The 17,056-nt window shown below is 43.7% G+C and carries 14 protein-coding genes, 1 riboswitch and 1 other annotated feature; all 14 genes read right to left on the reverse strand.

Translation table 11 applies throughout. The features are described from left to right. Positions 1-30: 30 nt before the first annotated feature. Complete coding sequence (ileS, locus tag NZD81_RS07355; RefSeq protein ID WP_282374302.1) at positions 31-2,796, reverse strand: isoleucine--tRNA ligase; 2,766 nt, start codon at positions 2,794-2,796, stop codon at positions 31-33. A gap of 52 nt (positions 2,797-2,848) precedes the next feature. Then, positions 2,849-3,075 (reverse strand) — a binding site (T-box leader). Between the two features lie 62 nt (positions 3,076-3,137). Then, positions 3,138-3,632 carry a septum site-determining protein DivIVA gene (gene divIVA, locus NZD81_RS07360; protein WP_003221468.1) on the reverse strand — a complete coding sequence of 165 codons (495 nt, stop codon included), beginning with the start codon at positions 3,630-3,632 and terminating at the stop codon, positions 3,138-3,140. A gap of 93 nt (positions 3,633-3,725) precedes the next feature. Beyond that, entirely contained in the window at positions 3,726-4,499 is a 774-nt protein-coding gene (locus NZD81_RS07365) for a YlmH family RNA-binding protein (RefSeq protein ID WP_014663903.1), read from the reverse strand. Positions 4,500-4,559: 60 nt separating this feature from the next. Next, positions 4,560-4,832 carry a YggT family protein gene (locus tag NZD81_RS07370; protein WP_003221463.1) on the reverse strand — a complete coding sequence of 91 codons (273 nt, stop codon included), beginning with the start codon at positions 4,830-4,832 and terminating at the stop codon, positions 4,560-4,562. Positions 4,833-4,838: 6 nt separating this feature from the next. Then, positions 4,839-5,294, reverse strand: coding sequence for a cell division protein SepF (gene sepF, locus NZD81_RS07375; RefSeq protein ID WP_014476753.1), 456 nt, complete (start codon positions 5,292-5,294; stop codon positions 4,839-4,841). Continuing rightward, on the reverse strand, positions 5,291-5,983 hold the full coding sequence (locus NZD81_RS07380) for a YggS family pyridoxal phosphate-dependent enzyme (protein WP_014663902.1): 693 nt from the start codon (positions 5,981-5,983) through the stop codon (positions 5,291-5,293). Before NZD81_RS07380 ends, sepF begins: the two co-directional genes overlap by 4 nt. 5 nt (positions 5,984-5,988) lie before the next feature. Next, entirely contained in the window at positions 5,989-6,825 is an 837-nt protein-coding gene (pgeF, locus tag NZD81_RS07385; protein ID WP_041521330.1) for a peptidoglycan editing factor PgeF, read from the reverse strand. A 162-nt stretch (positions 6,826-6,987) separates the two neighbouring features. After that, on the reverse strand, positions 6,988-7,233 hold the full coding sequence (locus tag NZD81_RS07390; protein WP_003232153.1) for a YlmC/YmxH family sporulation protein: 246 nt from the start codon (positions 7,231-7,233) through the stop codon (positions 6,988-6,990). Positions 7,234-7,315: 82 nt separating this feature from the next. After that, on the reverse strand, positions 7,316-8,596 hold the full coding sequence (ylmB, locus tag NZD81_RS07395; RefSeq protein WP_014663898.1) for an N-formyl-4-amino-5-aminomethyl-2-methylpyrimidine deformylase: 1,281 nt from the start codon (positions 8,594-8,596) through the stop codon (positions 7,316-7,318). 84 nt (positions 8,597-8,680) lie between these two features. Further along, positions 8,681-8,782: riboswitch (TPP riboswitch) on the reverse strand. Between the two features lie 10 nt (positions 8,783-8,792). Then, on the reverse strand, positions 8,793-9,587 hold the full coding sequence (locus tag NZD81_RS07400) for an ABC transporter ATP-binding protein (protein ID WP_014663897.1): 795 nt from the start codon (positions 9,585-9,587) through the stop codon (positions 8,793-8,795). Positions 9,588-9,734: 147 nt separating this feature from the next. Continuing rightward, the gene (gene sigG, locus NZD81_RS07405) at positions 9,735-10,517 is read right to left on the reverse strand and encodes an RNA polymerase sporulation sigma factor SigG (RefSeq protein WP_014663896.1); all 783 of its coding nucleotides are present in this window, start codon (positions 10,515-10,517) and stop codon (positions 9,735-9,737) included. A gap of 139 nt (positions 10,518-10,656) precedes the next feature. After that, on the reverse strand, positions 10,657-11,376 hold the full coding sequence (sigE, locus tag NZD81_RS07410; RefSeq protein ID WP_003221446.1) for an RNA polymerase sporulation sigma factor SigE: 720 nt from the start codon (positions 11,374-11,376) through the stop codon (positions 10,657-10,659). A gap of 62 nt (positions 11,377-11,438) precedes the next feature. Next, entirely contained in the window at positions 11,439-12,368 is a 930-nt protein-coding gene (gene spoIIGA / locus NZD81_RS07415) for a sigma-E processing peptidase SpoIIGA (protein WP_282374343.1), read from the reverse strand. Between the two features lie 193 nt (positions 12,369-12,561). Further along, positions 12,562-16,863: a bacillopeptidase F gene (locus NZD81_RS07420; protein WP_282374300.1), complete on the reverse strand. Its 4,302-nt coding sequence runs from the start codon at positions 16,861-16,863 to the stop codon at positions 12,562-12,564. Between the last annotated feature and the right edge of the window lie 193 nt (positions 16,864-17,056).

Below are 17,056 nucleotides of genomic sequence, written 5' to 3' on the forward strand. Positions count from 1 at the left end.
GCCCGGCTTTTACGCCGGGCCCCTTTTGCATTATTTTTCATAATATTTTTCAACGATTTCAGCGTTGCGTAATGAAAGTGTTGGATATTTCGGATTTGCCCCTACATCTTTTGAAATCACGCGTGATCTCTCACACATTTCGCCTTCCGCTTTCTCGACAGCGATTTTACCCGTCGGAAAGCTTTGCGCATCGTTCGGCGCTTCCTGTTCTTCACTGATTGTCAGTTCTGACACAATAAACAGCTGAGAAAGATTTTCTTTAATGGAAGCCAAGAGCTCTTTGTTTTCTTTATTTGGATACAATTTCAGGTTAGCTTCCAATGATTTACCGATAATTTTTTCATTCCGCGCAGTTTCTAATGCTTTTAGCACGTCATCACGAAGAGCCATAAAGCGGTCAAATTTTTCTTCAGTCGCTTCACTGTTTGGAACTGCGATTGTTTCCGGCATATCTGTCAGCTGAACGCTCTGCTCTTCAACAAATGTTAAATGAGACCATAATTCGTCAGCTGTATGCGGAAGGATAGGCGCTGAAAGCTTCACTAATGCAAGAAGCGTTTCGTAGAACACTGTCTGCATGCTGCGTCTATCCGGATGATCCGCATGCTCGATGTAAACAATATCCTTTGCAAAATCGAGATAGAATGAGCTTAATTCGATTGTGCAGAAATTATGGATGCTGTGATACACAACCGCAAATTCGTACTCATCATACGCTTTTTTCACTTTATCAATCAGTTTGTTCAGCTTAATCAGCATATACTGATCCACTTCACGAAGTTCTTCAACAGCCACCGCATTTGTTTTTGGATCAAAATCGAAAAGGTTGCCGTGAAGGAAACGGAACGTGTTACGGATTTTACGATATACTTCCGCAACCTGCTTCAGAATGGCGTCAGACACGCGAACATCCGCCTGATAATCCACTGAAGATACCCATAATCTTAAGATGTCGGCACCAAGCTGTTTCATAACTTTAGCCGGAACAACAACGTTACCGATTGATTTACTCATCTTGCGTCCTTCTCCATCCAGTGCGAACCCATGGCTGAGCACGCCTTTATACGGCGCTTTTCCTGTTACGGCTACTGCTGTAGAAAGAGAAGAGTTAAACCAGCCGCGGTATTGGTCAGATCCCTCTAGGTATAAATCAGCCGGACGAACGAGGTCATCACGTTCTTCAAGTACTGCTTGATGTGAAGAGCCTGAATCAAACCAAACATCCATGATATCCTGTTCTTTTGTAAATGTGCCGTTCGGGCTTCCAGGATGTGTAAAGCCTTCCGGAAGAAGGTCCTTTGCTTCTTTTTCAAACCAAATGTTTGATCCGTGCTGTCTGAACAATTCAGAAACATGTTCAATGGTTTCATCCGTAATAATCGGTTCCCCATTTTCGGCATAAAATACCGGAATCGGCACACCCCACGCACGCTGTCTGGAAATACACCAGTCTCCGCGGTCCCGAACCATGTTGTGCAAACGCTGCTCGCCCCATTCAGGAACCCATTTGGTTTCTTTGATGGCGTCCAGCAGGTCTGATCTGAAATCTTTAATAGACGCAAACCATTGCGCTGTCGCTCTGAAAATGGTTGGTTTTTTTGTTCTCCAATCGTGCGGATAAGAATGAGTAATAAATTCAAGCTTCACAAGTGCGCCTTTTTCATCAAGCTGCTGTGTGATCGCTTTGTTTGCATCATCATAGAACATGCCTTCAAAGCCAGGAGCTTCGCTTGTCATTACACCTTTTTCATCGACCGGGCAAAGCACATCTAAACCGTATTTTTGGCCGATGATAAAGTCATCTTCCCCATGCCCTGGCGCTGTATGAACACAGCCCGTTCCGGCATCAGTTGTTACGTGTTCACCTAGCATAACGAGAGAATCTCTGCCATATAGCGGGTGTTCAGCGATAATGTTCTCAAGGTCTTTTCCTTTGACCGTTCTTGTCACTTCATACTGATCAAATCCGCATGCAGACGCAACATTTTCGACTAAAGCACTTGCTACTACAAAGCGGTCTTCACCTACTGCAATCACGCTGTACTCAAGATCAGGGTGCACTGAGATTCCGAGGTTCGCCGGAATTGTCCAAGGCGTTGTTGTCCAGATGATGATACGTTCTCCATTCTCAAGAACGCCTTTTCCGTCTTTTACACCAAAAGCAACGTAAATTGATGCTGAACGTTTGTCTTGATATTCGATCTCGGCTTCAGCCAAAGCAGACTCACTTGAAGGTGACCAGTTAACCGGTTTAAGACCTTTGTAAATGTAGCCTCGTTTTGCCATTTCACCAAATACGCGGATTTGCTGCGCTTCGTATTCCGGTTTTAATGTCACATATGGGTTTTCCCAATCACCGCGGACACCAAGACGTTTAAATTGCTCACGCTGTCCTTCGATTTGCTTCCAAGCGTACTCTTCGCACAGTTTGCGGAATTCCGCTACTGACATTTCTTTGCGGTTGACTTTTTTGTTTTTTGTCAGAGCTGTTTCAATTGGCAATCCGTGTGTATCCCAGCCTGGTACATACGGTGCGTTGTAGCCGCTCATTGATTTATAGCGGACAATGAAGTCCTTCAAAATCTTGTTAAGCGCGTGGCCCATATGGATGTCACCGTTAGCATACGGAGGTCCGTCATGTAAAACAAATTTCGGGCGGTCTTTCGTCCGTTCCTGCACAAGACGATAGATATCCTCTTCCTCCCATTTCTTTTGAATGTCAGGCTCACGGTTTGGCAAATTTCCACGCATCGGGAAATCTGTTTTTGGCATTAAGAGCGTGTCTTTAAAATCCATTTTCATTCCTCCACTGCATTTTTTCAGAAAATAAAAAAAGCCCTCTCATCCCATAAGGGACGAGAAAGCTTATCTCGCGGTACCACCCTTTTAGAAAAAGCCAGCATACGCTTTTTCCTCTTGAGCATCGTAACGTGATGAACGTCCTAACCTACTGTGAGTTCAGAAAGGAAACTTAAGGGCTGATCTACATGATTCCGGCCATCCCGGACTCTCACCATCTCCGGGTCGCTATGAAGGCCTGAAGGAAACATGACTGTCCCTTTCAACCGTTTTTTCATCTGAATTTATGAACGTATTATATTCGACAAGCTAAGAAAATGTCAAGATAATCAGAGAATTTATTCCTTTTCCTCAAATACAGCGTCGACTTCATACTCAAGGAGATGATCCCAATCGTCATTTTTCAGAAGATCGAGCTGAGCCTCAATCAGCATTTGGAAACGTGTTCTGAACACTTTAGACTGTTTTTTCAGCTCTTCGATTTCCATGGCGATTTTTCTTGATTTTGATAACGATTCGTTGATAATGCGATCAGCATTTTTCTCCGCTTCCCGTACGATCAGCTTTGCCTCTTTTTGTGAATTGCGTTTTACGTCTTCAGCTGCTTCTTGGGCAACTAAAATCGATTTATTCAATGTTTCTTCAATATTGGCAAAGTGTCCGATTCTTTCATCTAGCTCATTGACTTTCGCTTCTAGTTCCGTTTTCTTACGGAGAACAATTTCGTAATCTTTTCTGACTTGCGCTAGAAATTCATTTACTTCATCTTCATCATATCCGCGAAAACTTTTTGTAAACGTCTTGTTGTGAATATCATTTGGCGTTAATGGCATGATGCCACCTCCATTTTTACATTTCAGTACGGTTATCTAGTTCACATTATAAAACAAATTTCGCACAGATGGAGAAAAAAACTGAAAAACCGACTATTTTTGTCGTTCAAACGTAACTCTCCATTTGTCTTTTTTGGTTTTTCCTTCGATTTTGGATAAACTGCAGCGGCCAAAGCCTCTGATAGACAGCATGTCCCCTTCTGCCACTATGTAGGAAGGATCTTCAACTACCTTCCAGTTCACTTTTACGAGCCCGTTTTTCACAAGTGTCTGTGATTTCTGGCGGGATTGCCTGCTCATAGAGGCGCAGACAGCGTCAAGCCTTAAAGAAGAAACCGTGTCATCTCTTATTTCGACATCAATAGCCGGAATGTTAAGGTCTGACAAGCCAATTTTCTCAAGGCTGACCGTCGCTTTGCCTGCTTGAGTCAGCTGTGCGGCCACAAAATCAGCGGTATCGGCTGATACAATCAATTGCACAGCTGATTCAGAAAACACGATGTCACCGAATTTTTGCCGCTTTAATCCTATGCCCATTAATGCACCAAGCAGAGAACGGTGATCTACTGAGACAAACTTGTCAGCATAACGGACGTGAAACGCCTGCAGTTCAAAATCCGATTCTTCTGGAGTAATGTATTCTGGATACAGAATCGCCCGTTTCCGCTCCGCTCTGTCATAGCCGCCGGAAAAAGCAAGCCCGACGTCTGTCTGTCCCGTAACAGCAGTGAGGATGACCTGCTCTCGAGGGTCTAAAAAGTCGGTCAGCTTCATTCTGTACTGCTCCTGGACAATTCTTTTCCATTCGAGCGCCTGATCAATAAAGGCCCGCTCGTCTTTTCTGAAGTGCTGATAGATATCGCTCATCGTCTTTCCCTTCTATGTAAAGAGGCTTGGCTGCTGCCAAGCCCCTATCAAACTGTCACATTAAAACGCAATCATGCGGTAAAGTCCCCACAAGCCAGTAGTCGCAAATCGAAGCACAAGGATTGCTACGATTGGTGAAATATCCAGCATTGCAATCGGAGGGATGATTTTTCTGAATGGTTCGAGATATGGTTCACAAATCGATGCTAAAAAACGCCCGACTGCTGTTTCCCTCGTACTCGGCACCCATGACATAAAAATGTATATGATCAGGGCAAATGAGTATATTGTGATTAATAAGCTTAAAACCGAAAAAACTTGATAAAGGATCATCTCGCTTTACCACCTCTGATGTTCGTCTTCAGATATGAGCTCAGAAATTGTGCCTGATACATCTACGTTATCAGGCGTGCAGAGAAAGATATCTGAGCCGATTCTTTGAATATCTCCGCCGATGGCATAGACGGTTCCGCTTAAAAAGTCAACAATCCGCTTCGCCTGGTCATGCTGTATCCGCTGAAGATTGACGACAACTGCCCGCCGGTTCTTCAAATGGTCGGCTATTTCCTGCGCCTCCGCATACACGCGCGGCTCACTCAACACCACTTTAGAGGATTTCTGAACACTTTGCAAGCTCACTACATTCTGTTTGCCCGCAGGTTTATTCCCGGTATAAGCCGGCTTTTCTTTTTGCTCATGCTCCTCATGCGATTCCCGCTCTGTCTCAATATATTCATATTCATATTCTTCATCTTCCATCGAGAAAAAGTTTTTCAGTTTATTTTTCATACTCATTGCTGTACACCCCCTGTTTCATTTCCGACTAACGATGAGCCGATTCTAATATAAGTAGCTCCTTCTTCAATTGCAATTTCAAAATCATTTGACATGCCCATCGACAGTTCAGTACACGGAGCGTTCGGCTGCTTCAGTTTCTGAACCTGGTCACGGAGTTCTCTCAGCGACCTGAAACAGCTTCTGATCTGATCTTGATCATCAGTCAGCGGAGCCATTGTCATCAGTCCGGCCACTTGGATATGTTCGAAACCGGAAAGCTCCTGTATGAATGGAATGACTTCTTCTTTTTTCATGCCGTGTTTAGAAGGCTCAAGAGAGGTATTGACCTGCACAAAGCATCGGACAGTACCTTCAGCCCGTTTTTCAATTTCTTTCGCTAATGAGAGCCGGTCTAGGGAATGGATATAAGAAACCGCATTGACGACAGATTTTGCTTTTCTTGATTGCAGACTGCCGATAAAATGCCATTCCGGATTCCCTTTCATCAATTCCTGTTTGCGGAGCAGTTCCGCATCCCGATTCTCTCCGAGGCAGGTGATGCCAGCATCTACTGCCTCCTGTGCTCTTTCAGGTGATACATATTTTGTGACTGCAATAACCGTAACTTCATCGGAGCTGCGGCCCGATCTGTTACATGCTTCGTTTATTCGTTCGTTTATATGTCGTAAATTATCAACAACACGCAAGATCTTTATGCCTCCTTCATTCCGATAAAGGACATCATCCGTCCAGTTTTCCCCTGATCGCGGCGGTGAGAATAGAAAAGAGACGGCTCGCTTTCCGTGCATAAACCGCTGACAGAAATCTGTTCATTTGCCAAACCGCTGTCTATCAGTATGAGGCGGTTCAGCTCTTTCAAATCAAGCTGATATTGTGCCATTGCCGTCTGATTAACGGCACGGTCTGCTGAAACCGGCAATGCGCGGACAGCATCCATGACACGGTCATCTACCGTATAGCATGCTCCGCTGATAGATGGGCCAATAACAGCCTGAATATCTGAAGGATTTGAACCTTCCTTCTCAGTCCATTGCTTCACCATTTCTCTGCCAATCTGTTTGACAGTGCCTTTCCACCCGGCATGGGCAACTCCGACAAGTGATTTAACCGGATCATAAAAGAAAAGAGGCACACAATCAGCAAAGCATAATGCTAAAAATACATTCTTTTCGTTGGTATAGAGCCCGTCCGTTGCTTTTAGCGCTGTGTGATACTCACGGGCGCCTTTTCCCCTATCCCTCTGCGTCACTTTCTGAACGCGATTATCATGTGTCTGATCAGCGAATACCCAAGACTGCAAATCAGTATTAAACATATCGGCAATATATTCACGATTTTTAACTACATCTGCATCTTTGTCATGAACGTGCAATCCTGTATTTAACGATTCAAAAGGCTTTTGGCTGACACCGCCGTTTTTCGTCGTAAATCCGGCAATGACTTTTTTGTTGTTTTGATTCGTTTGAGCCCAGTCTTGTATCATGAGTGTCGAGGGTGTGGTAAGACTAAATGGGTGATATGTATTCATGATGATCCAACCTTTCGACAAACATTTAAAAAAGCGGAATTTCCCACTTATTTTACCACATCTTTCTGCATTCGTTGAGCGCCGATTTGCATATTTCTAAATGAAATGTGCCGGAAGAAACGAGACTTCCGGCATTTGCCAATCCGCGGCAGAAAAGCAGGTTTATGCATGCGGTTCACTTAATCGGACCAAGATTACATCTTCCCCGATTTTTACTATATTTCGCCATGGAATGACCAATTCCTCTTCTTTTCCGAAAAATCCGAGCACTTTCCCATTTCCTCCTAGTATGATCGCCTGAATTTTACCAGTGGTCACATTGATATCAATATCACCAATACTCCCCAGCTTTTTTCCGTTTGAGACATTGACGACATCCTTCACCTGAAATTCTGAAATGCTGATCATTCCATCACGTCCTTTTTCCATCCTTTTGTTCAAGTATATGAACGGGCAGGCTGAACCTTGTCAGCAAGAAGAAATTTTCATGTCACTGTTCTTTTTTCCGGCTGCACCAGCTGATAATAAAATCGAGGATAATTTTTGTATACTCTACTAGCTGCTCAATCGATACCTTCTCATTCACGGAGTGTGCATTGTGCAGATCGCCAGGACCGTATATCACGCATGGAATACCGGCATCATACAGCCACCCACCATCTGTAACCGATTGAGAAACGTCAATAATTGGACTCTCCCGCTTCACTTTCTCATGAGAGGCAGTAAGCGCTAAGACGCCTGGGTGGCCAGGGTCAACTTCCAATGCCGGAAAAATTTCTCCTCTGTCTTCAATCATCGATGAGCCTCCCCACTTAAATACGGGGCGGTTTTCCCTAAGCCAAATATCACTGTCACTCAGCCGATTGACGTAATCTTCTATTTCCGCTGCCACTTGGTCATGGGTTTCATTCGGATAAAAATGGACTGTGATCCACAGCCGGCATTCGTCCGCTATAAAAGCCGCATGTCTGCCGCCTTCTATAACAGCCGGGTTAATTGTATTTGTTCCAGGTTTAAAGCCGGGATAACGTTTCATAATGGACCAGTGGCGCTCAAGCTCACCGAGCCCCGCAATGATTTTCGCCATTTTTTCAATTGCGCTTGCTCCGAATGTTCCTCCGCCTGCGTGAATCATATTTCGTCTCGTTCCATCATGAAATGTTTGACTGCTTTTGATTTCGATCCAGCCTGTAATGACACCGCCTTGGCCTTGAATATGCATATCGCTCGTATCCGCGACAATTGCAAAATCAGCGTGGTAGCCCCTCTTGCAGCATTCAAGCGTGCCGGCTTCTCCAACTTCCTCCCCGATAACCGATTGCAGAATCAGATCACCGGGAAGTTCAATGCCTGCTTCACGAATTAATTTGACAGCAAACAGCACACATGCCATTCCGCCCTTCATATCGGAAGCGCCTCGCCCGATTAAGAGACCGTTTTTTTCAATTGGATGAAATGGATCGTGCTCCCATTCCTCATCCTCTTTTACCTCTGCCACATCTACATGGCCATTGATGATCAGGCTATGATAATCTGCTGAACCTGTTCCCTTTAGCTGGCCTACAACATTGGGGTCTCCAGGGTACACATCCCATTTGTCGATCGAAAATCCTAATTCATTTAAAAATCCCGAAATCCATGACTGAATCCCCTCTGTATTTCTTGCAGGCGGAGCAGGTGTTTGATAAGAAATCAGCGCTTTTGCCAGCTGAATAAGCTCCTCCTTTTGTTCTTCCACTTTTTTGAGCAAAGAGTCTATTTGTTGATCCAATCTAATCCGCTCCTATTCTTCAAAAATAAAAAGCCGCTTCAAGTTATGAAACGGCTCAATAAAAACAAACAGAGTCCTATGCACTCTGTTTATTCACCGCTTCCCTCCGCTGGCATGATCCAGATCAGGTCAAAAGGGTTGAGACAAAGTCTCTCTCAGCTTCGCAAAGCACCCCTAGGATGAATCTATGTGTTTGTCAGGCATTCGTTATCGGCTCAGCTCTTGTTAAAAACGGCCGATCTTGATTCCATAATACATGGATTGGCGTATCAAAAAAAGCGGAAAGTATTTGATCAGTAAGCATTTCCTTTATTTCTCCGGCTCCAAAGACCTCTCCCTGCTTTAATAAAAGAGCTTTATCAAAGACAGGCAAAATTTCCTCAGCATGATGAGTCACATAAAGGATAGATGGTGCATTTTCTTTGTTTGCAATGTATGTAATCGTATCTAACAGCTTTTCCCGGGCAATAAAATCCAGCCCTGTGACTGGTTCATCCAGTATCAGCAGCTCCGGATCGGCCATTAGTGCTCTTGCAATCAATGCTCTTTGTTTTTCCCCTTGAGAAAGGGTTTCATAGCGACGGTCGGCATATTCAATTGCTCCCAAGTCCTCTAACAAACCAATCGCTTTTTCCCTGGTTTCCTTACTTGGCGTTTCATATAACCCAATTGAAGCGTAAGCTCCGCTCAAAGCAATTTCAAAGGCTGAATCTGCCGGGTACAATTTTTGCTGAAGAGCTGCTGAGACGAGGCCAATTTTACGTCTGAGTTTTTCCCCAAGCTCTGTTTTGCCAAATTCATGGCCAAGCACCTGCATCTCGCCTGATGTTGGAAAATAATAAGAGCAAAGCATATTTAACAGTGCTGTCTTCCCGGCGCCATTTAGGCCGTAAAGCACCCAATTTTCCTTTTCTTCCACCTTCCAATGAATATCCCTCAATATCCATTTCCCATTCCGTTTTAATGAGACATTGTCAAGCTGCAAAATCATCGTGGTCCTCCTCTTAATTGCCTTTTATAATTGTTTCAATTTTCTTAAAACTTAGCACAAACTAGGATACCTTATTTTTTCCAAAACGTAAACCGTCGGCAAACAATAGAAAAGCCTTTAAAACAAAATCGTTTTAAAGGCTTTTCATTATTGATGAATATTTTTATTCATTTGTTTGATAGCCGCTTTTTCAAGTCTGGACACCTGTGCTTGGGATATTCCGATTTCCTCTGCGACTTCCATTTGGGTTTTTCCTTGGAAGAATCGTTTTCTCAAAATCATTTTTTCCCTATCGTTCAGCCTTCTCATGCCCTCTTTTAAAGCCAGCTCTTCAATCCATTGTGTATCTGTATTGCGCTCATCACTGATTTGGTCCATCACATAAATCGGGTCTCCGCCGTCGTTATAGATCGGTTCAAATAGAGAAACCGGATCCTGAATGGCATCAAGCGCAAATACAATTTCCTCATGCGGTACTTCAAGAACTTTTGCGATGTCTTCTGCAGTCGGCTCCTTGCTTGTCTCACTGATTAACCGCTCTCTTACCTGAAGCGCCTTGTAAGCGATGTCCCGGAGTGATCTTGAGACACGGATCGGGTTATTATCGCGTAAATACCTGCGGATCTCTCCGATAATCATAGGTACAGCGTATGTTGAAAACTTAACATTGTGGCTTAGGTCAAAATTATCAATGGATTTCATTAGTCCGATGCAGCCGACTTGAAATAAGTCATCAACATACTCCCCTCTGTTATTAAATCGTTGAATGACACTTAAGACAAGACGCAAGTTCCCATTTACAAGCTTTTCTCTTGCTGAATCATCGCCTTCATCCTGCAGCTGCCTAAACAGCTTTCTCATCTCTTCATTCTTGAGTACTGGTAATTTGGAGGTATCCACCCCGCAGATTTCGACTTTATTTCTCGACACTTTTTTCCCTCCCTACAGGAGCTGCTGTACACCGTTAAGTATCTCCTTGGGTGGGAAAAATATGCACTGCACTCAGGCCGAAAAACTGTCGAAATCAGGAAATCCCTGTAAAATCAAGGGGTTCTACCCATAAATTTTTTTACACCATTTTGTTGAACTCTTTTCTCAATCTTTTTATAATTCGTTTCTCAAGCCGTGAAATATAGGACTGTGAAATCCCCATCATATCCGCTACATCCTTTTGGGTTTTTTCTTCTTCACCGACAAGCCCAAACCGCAGCTCCATAATTTGCTTTTCCCTCTCATTAAGCTGTTCAAGCGCTTTTTTCAAAAGCTTTTTATCTACGTTAGCTTCTATGTCTTTAGTGATGATGTCATCGTCTGTGCCGAGCACATCAGAAAGCAAAAGCTCATTGCCGTCCCAATCAATATTAAGCGGTTCATCAAAGGAAACCTCTGAACGGATTTTGTTGTTTCTCCTCAAATACATCAGAATTTCATTTTCTATACAGCGGGAGGCATAGGTCGCCAGCTTAATTTTCTTTTCTGGGTTGAATGTGTTCACAGCTTTGATTAATCCGATGGTACCTATGCTGATTAAATCCTCTATATTAATTCCCGTATTTTCAAATTTACGGGCGATATAAACGACCAGGCGCAAATTGCGTTCAATTAAAATGGCACGTGCCGCCTGATCGCCGTTTGGGAGCTTCATTAACAACACCTGCTCCTCATCTTTAGACAATGGAGGCGGCAGGGCTTCACTCCCGCCTATGTAATAGACTTCATCACTTTTCAGCCCAAGTTTCATCAGCAGCTTATACCAGAGGTGCGTCAACCGTAATTTTAGTTTTTTCATCTTCCTCTCCCTTCTAAATGTACCGCCGTTTGAGTATGATAAGTAACGGACATTTGCGAACTTTATGAAACGTGTTTGACAGCCTTGCCCGAAAGCATTTTCGGATGAATAATCGCATCAAACTCTCCATCTGCCGACAGCTTTGTTGTGCTGATACCGATTAAGCATTTATCTGCACAAATCATTTCTTCTTTTGTCATAATCGTTACGTGATCCGGTTTAACGCATAATAAAAATTGATTTTGCTGACCAACTCCCCTGTATGGAATCAACCTCATTTTATCTAAAAAGCGAAATGAATCATCAAGCTGTTCGATGGCTTCCAGCGGGTCTGTGTTTCGAATGATCATCGTTTCGGCTGCTCCGAAAATCGGCTCCAATTTATCAACGTAAATGATCATAACCGGTGTTTTTGTAAGAGGATCGTACAGCTGATTGCCCGAATCAATCAGGCCTCTGACATGAAGTGTTTGGTTGCCCAAATCGGCCTGCACGCTGACTCGTTCCTCATATTGAATGTTTTTTGTTTCAATATCTTCGATTCTTCTTTTAGAAAAAAACCATAATGCTGGAAAGCCAGCAACAATAAACAACCAGCTGATCGGGTCTCCAAACCCTGTTTGATTGGTAATCATGACACCGTTTCGAACAATAGAATTTGACTGGAGCAAAGAATGAGCTCCAATAATTCCTCCTCCCATTAAAAAAGTGGCAAAATAAAAGGAAAACAAATTTTGAAAGAAAAAGCGAAATCTTTTAAAGCCAAATGTCACCACCACAATCACAACTGAAAAAGCTAGCTTCCCAGCTGGATGGTCAACAATCGGCGAGAAAGGAGTAAACATCAAAAGGACAATACTTGAACCGATGAACGCCCCGCCTATCAGTCTTCTTTTTTTCACATGCCGTTTTAAAATAAATGCCGTGAGCAAAAGCAAAAGTGCATCAAAACAAAAGTTTAACAGCCAAATGACATCTAAATAGATTTTCACATCTGACTCCTTTCTTTCTTGCCTCACGCTGTTCCTCTTCTTGCTCCATAAGTATAAAGCAAGCTCTGTGGGAAAGTCTGTCAATTAATGTTGAGAGGAAAATACAATTTTTCAGGGAAATCTGCTTAATTTGTCGAGGAAGTGTAATGAGAGGATATAAAAAAAGCTGCCAGTGACGGCAGCTTTTTTCTACTTAATTTTCTGTGTTGATATTAAGTTTTCCATTCGCAGTTTTTCTCGTTTCATTTCCATAATCATCTCGTACGATCACTTCTACTTTTGCTCCGGTTGCTTTAATAGAAGAAGTGGCTGTCCAATAGCCTTCATATCTCCCCGGAGAAATTTCTCTTAACGGGAGCTCGGTGGCGTTTTGCACACTCGCTCTTGCATTTGTCAGCGGCATACGAATGATAAACGTTGCATCCAAATCCTCAGCGCTTGAGAAAGCGATTTTCACAGATTCACCGGCTTTTAAGTTTTTATCCTCTCCCGGAATCAAGCCAGAAATGACAGGCTTGTCAAAGTTGACATCAATGACTGTCTTTTTCGTCGTTTTGTTGCCTGCAAGGTCTGTAGCAATCACCTTGATTTCATTTCTTCCATTATCCAAAAGAATACGGGCTGAGTATGAACCATCAGCTACTGTTGCTTTTTTGCCATTCACCTTGACGTCTTTCAGATTGTCATCGGATACAGCCCCTTTGACAGTCAGCGTTTCTTTATTTGTTTTCTCGCCATCCTTTGGATTGTCCAGTGTTAATTCAGGCTTTTCTTGATCAAGCGTGACCGTGATTGGGCTGGAGGCATCCGTTGCTCCGTTATCTGTTGATGCAGTTGCTGTCAGCTTATTTTCGCCCTTGCTGAGTGTGATGCCTGTCTGGAACGTGCCGTCCGCGGCAGTTTTTGTTTCTCCTGCTTCTTTCTCTTCATTATAAATGTGTACCGTTGTACCAGGTGAAGCTTTTCCTTTTACAGTGACGTTCTCCTTATTTGTGTATGACTTGTCTGTCGGTGAAGTAATCTCAGGCACAGCAGCTTCGTAATCAACTAATGCGCGAATCATATAGTTGCCGTCTGCTTCGTCACCCGGCTCCCATTTTCCACCTATATACTGCCAGTTGCGGCCGGAATTCTTGCCGGTTTCATCCATTGCCAGTCCAGGTGAATACGGGTCAGGTTTCGACTGGATATATACGAGATAAAAGTCTTTATCGACCATAATCCCTTTTGAACTGAGATCTACCTTAGTCCACTCGCCATTGCGAAGAGCTTCAGCGTTAAATGGCCCGGCAATTTTCTTGCCCGGTGCTCCGTCTTTTCCTGTAGCATCGTATACCTCAACCTTAAACTCTGTACCGCCTGGATCTGGGAACTCTGTATCCCAGAATCTAAACAGCCCTCCTGTAAGCATGCCTTTGTCCTTGCCGTCAGCCAGCGTCATTTTTACCGCCCATCCGTTCCCGGCAGCGAAATAAGAATTGGCATTCTCGGCTGTCCCGTCATCATATGCAATTTCACCTGGATAACCAACGAAAGGCTTCAATGCAGTTTCTTTTGTAACATTACCTTTTAACTCAACGGAAAATTCATCGCTGTAATAACCCGGTGCAGCGACTTTAATCGTATAAGCGCCTTCATAGGCCTCGAGCGTATATTCACCTTTGTCGTTCGTCGTAGCCGGTTCAACCGCAGCATCCTCTACAACATAAATGGAAGCGCCTTTTACCGGCTCTTTTGTCGTTTTATTGATAACCGTACCTTTTAATGTGCCCTTCTTCATTTCTTCTAACGTAAAATTAGCTTGTGACGTCTGGTCCGCCTGCAGAGAAACTTTTTGTGTTTTCGATTGATAACCGTATGCTTCTGCGATAAGCGTATAGTCTCCCGCTTTGTGCGTCAGCGTGTACCGCCCTGTGGATTGATCGGAATATGTTGATTTTCCTGTTTCCACTACACTGACTTGTGCCCTGAGCGGCAAAACTTGCGGCTGTATAGCTTTACTCTCGGTTTTTACAGCTGTATTTTGAGATGGCTTTGCTTTTTTCGGATTTACTGCCTTTTTCTTTTGTTTTCCAGACGGCTTTTCGACGCCCAGCTTATTCTTTTTGGCTGTTTTTCCGGCTGATTTGTCAGAAAGCGCTACATCATCAATGTACCAGCCCTCTTTGTTAATACTTTCATCTGATTGTAGGTTAAACATCACTTGAATGTTTTGGCCTTTATAAGCCGATAAATCAATTTCTTCATTCGTCCAGCTTGATGTCTTTCCATTATAAACACCGGCCTGCTCCCAATTCTTTTCTCCCTCAGGCAGAACAAAAACGTAGCCGTAATCAAAGTCATCCTCTAAATTGTGCCAGCTTTTAAATTGAAGAAACAGATTTCCTGAATCAGGCACTTTAACAGGAGGCATAACAAGGTTCATGTTTGCCGAGTTGGCATAATTCCCCGCCAGATTTGTTCCATATACTTTTTCTCCGGATGCTGCTGTATTTGGGCCAGTTGACGGAACGCCCCATTCCCAGTTATTATTTGTTCCGCTTGCAAGCCAGCCGCCGGCTGCAGTTTCAAAATCCTGCTTATATCCCACCGTAATACTTGGTTTCACTGTTATATCATATATATCAGTCGAAACCATATGTCCGCCAAAATCCTGAATGATCCACTTATAGCTTAGCTTAGTTCCTTTGATGTCTGGAATCTCTGCCTGATACGTTCCTTTTAGATGATCACCACTGATTCGTTTAGCCGTTACTTCTGTCCATTCACCTTGATCAAGCTTGTAGGACAGTTTTACAGATGTCACACTCACATTGTCTTCAGCTGTTATAGTCAGCGGCAGGCTGCCACCTTCATACGCTTCTGTCACTTTCTCATGCTGGAAGACAGGAGGCTCTTGATCATCCCCCTCTACAGAGACTTGTCCTTCTGCTTTGCCTAACCCATCTGTGACAGCGGATACAGCATCAAAAGCGTTCACCAAACCATGGCCATATCCGTTATTCGGAGAATCAGGGAATGTTGAATCTGTCAGCGGTTCAGCCGTGCTGGTTAATATATCCTCCATCTCATCGACAGAAAGTGAGGCATCCGCCTGTTTCAGCAGTGCAGCAACAGCGGATACATGCGGCCCTGCCATTGATGTGCCGTCCCATCCGTCCTCATATGTCTGACCGGGAACGGATGAACGAATATTTACGCCCGGTGCAGAAATTTCCGGCTTTATTTCATCATATGGAGATGGCCCTTGAAGAGAAAAGTCAGCGAGCTTTTTATTGATATCAGTCGCTCCAGTTGCAAACGATTCCGGATAGTTTGCAGGGTTTGCGATAGATCCAGGCCCGCCAGGAATAAAGAGATCTGTATTCCCCGCAGAAAACTCAGGGAAAATGTCGGCCGCACGCCAGGCATTGACCATGTCTCTATACCATTCATCAAGTCCTGAGCCTCCGCCCCATGAGTTATTGACAACATCAGGAGCCATTTCCGGGTGAGGGTTGCCCTCTGCGTCCTTTGGTGCTAAAACCCATTCACCAGCTTCCAAAATGTCAGCATCAGTGCCTCCATCTTCCGAGAACGCTTTAACAGCGATCCATTTTGCGCCAGGCGCTACACCGATTTGATTTGTTTCATCAGGTTCAGATCCCACCATCGTACCTGTCACATGGGTTCCATGAGCCAAATCATCATAAGGGCTTGCCCCGCCTGCTACAGCATCATACCAGTTCATTTCATTTTCAGGCTCATCGGGATTTTCCGGGTTATATCCGCGATATTTCTCTTTTAATGCCGGATGGTTCCATTCCACACCGGTATCAATAGAGGCAACAACTGTACCAGTTCCATCGTATCCAAGCGCCCAGGCTTTTGGAGCATCGATTTGGTCGACATTCCATTCCACACTGTCAGTTGCTTTAACTGCTTTTTGCGCTTTTTTCATATTAAATGGGGAGGATGACTTAAAAAGCTGCCGTTTCTCATTAGGAAGCACTTTTTCCACTTCAGGAAACTGTGCCACTTTTTCCATAACCTCTTTTGAGGCATGAACAGCAATCCCATTCACCACATAATAAGAATGAATCTGGTCTGCATTTCCTTTATCTTTCTGGGTGTTCAAGTATGTTAGGACGTCTTGCTGGGATTCATCGGCTGTGACTTTTAAAGATGACACAACGGCAGAACGCTTTTGATATTCCGTTTTAGCGGCAGACAGCTTCTTCGATTTCGCCTTTTTAACAGCCGCTTTTGCCGCTTTTTCTGTGTCGGCCTGATCTTTAAATTTAATCAGAAAGGTCGTTTTGTCTTTCTTTTTAAAGCTTTTCTTTAATGAACTCGAGATCTTGTTTTGAATGGATTCCGCAGATTGAAGCTCCTTTTTAACAGAAGCTGAGGTGACTTTGCTGCTTGCCCCGGCTGCTCCCGGAAACAGCAGTGAACTAATGACAACCGTACTTAAAACAGAGCTGATGAGTCTGTTTTTCGTTTTTTTCCTCATTTTCATCCCCCTTTTTCAACATGCTTTGTAAAAAATATGTCGTCCCTCCTTTTAAAAATGAATGGTTTGTCAGAACATCGCTGTATGTTAACTGTAGACAATCTAAATTACAGATATTGTCGTTTCATGTCAGCTAATTTCCATATATATGAAAATGATAAAATTGTCACAAAAATAAATAGGTCTATTCATC

The organism is Bacillus sp. B.PNR1, from assembly GCF_030386235.1.
GTDB classification, from domain to species: Bacteria; Bacillota; Bacilli; order Bacillales; family Bacillaceae; genus Bacillus; species Bacillus stercoris.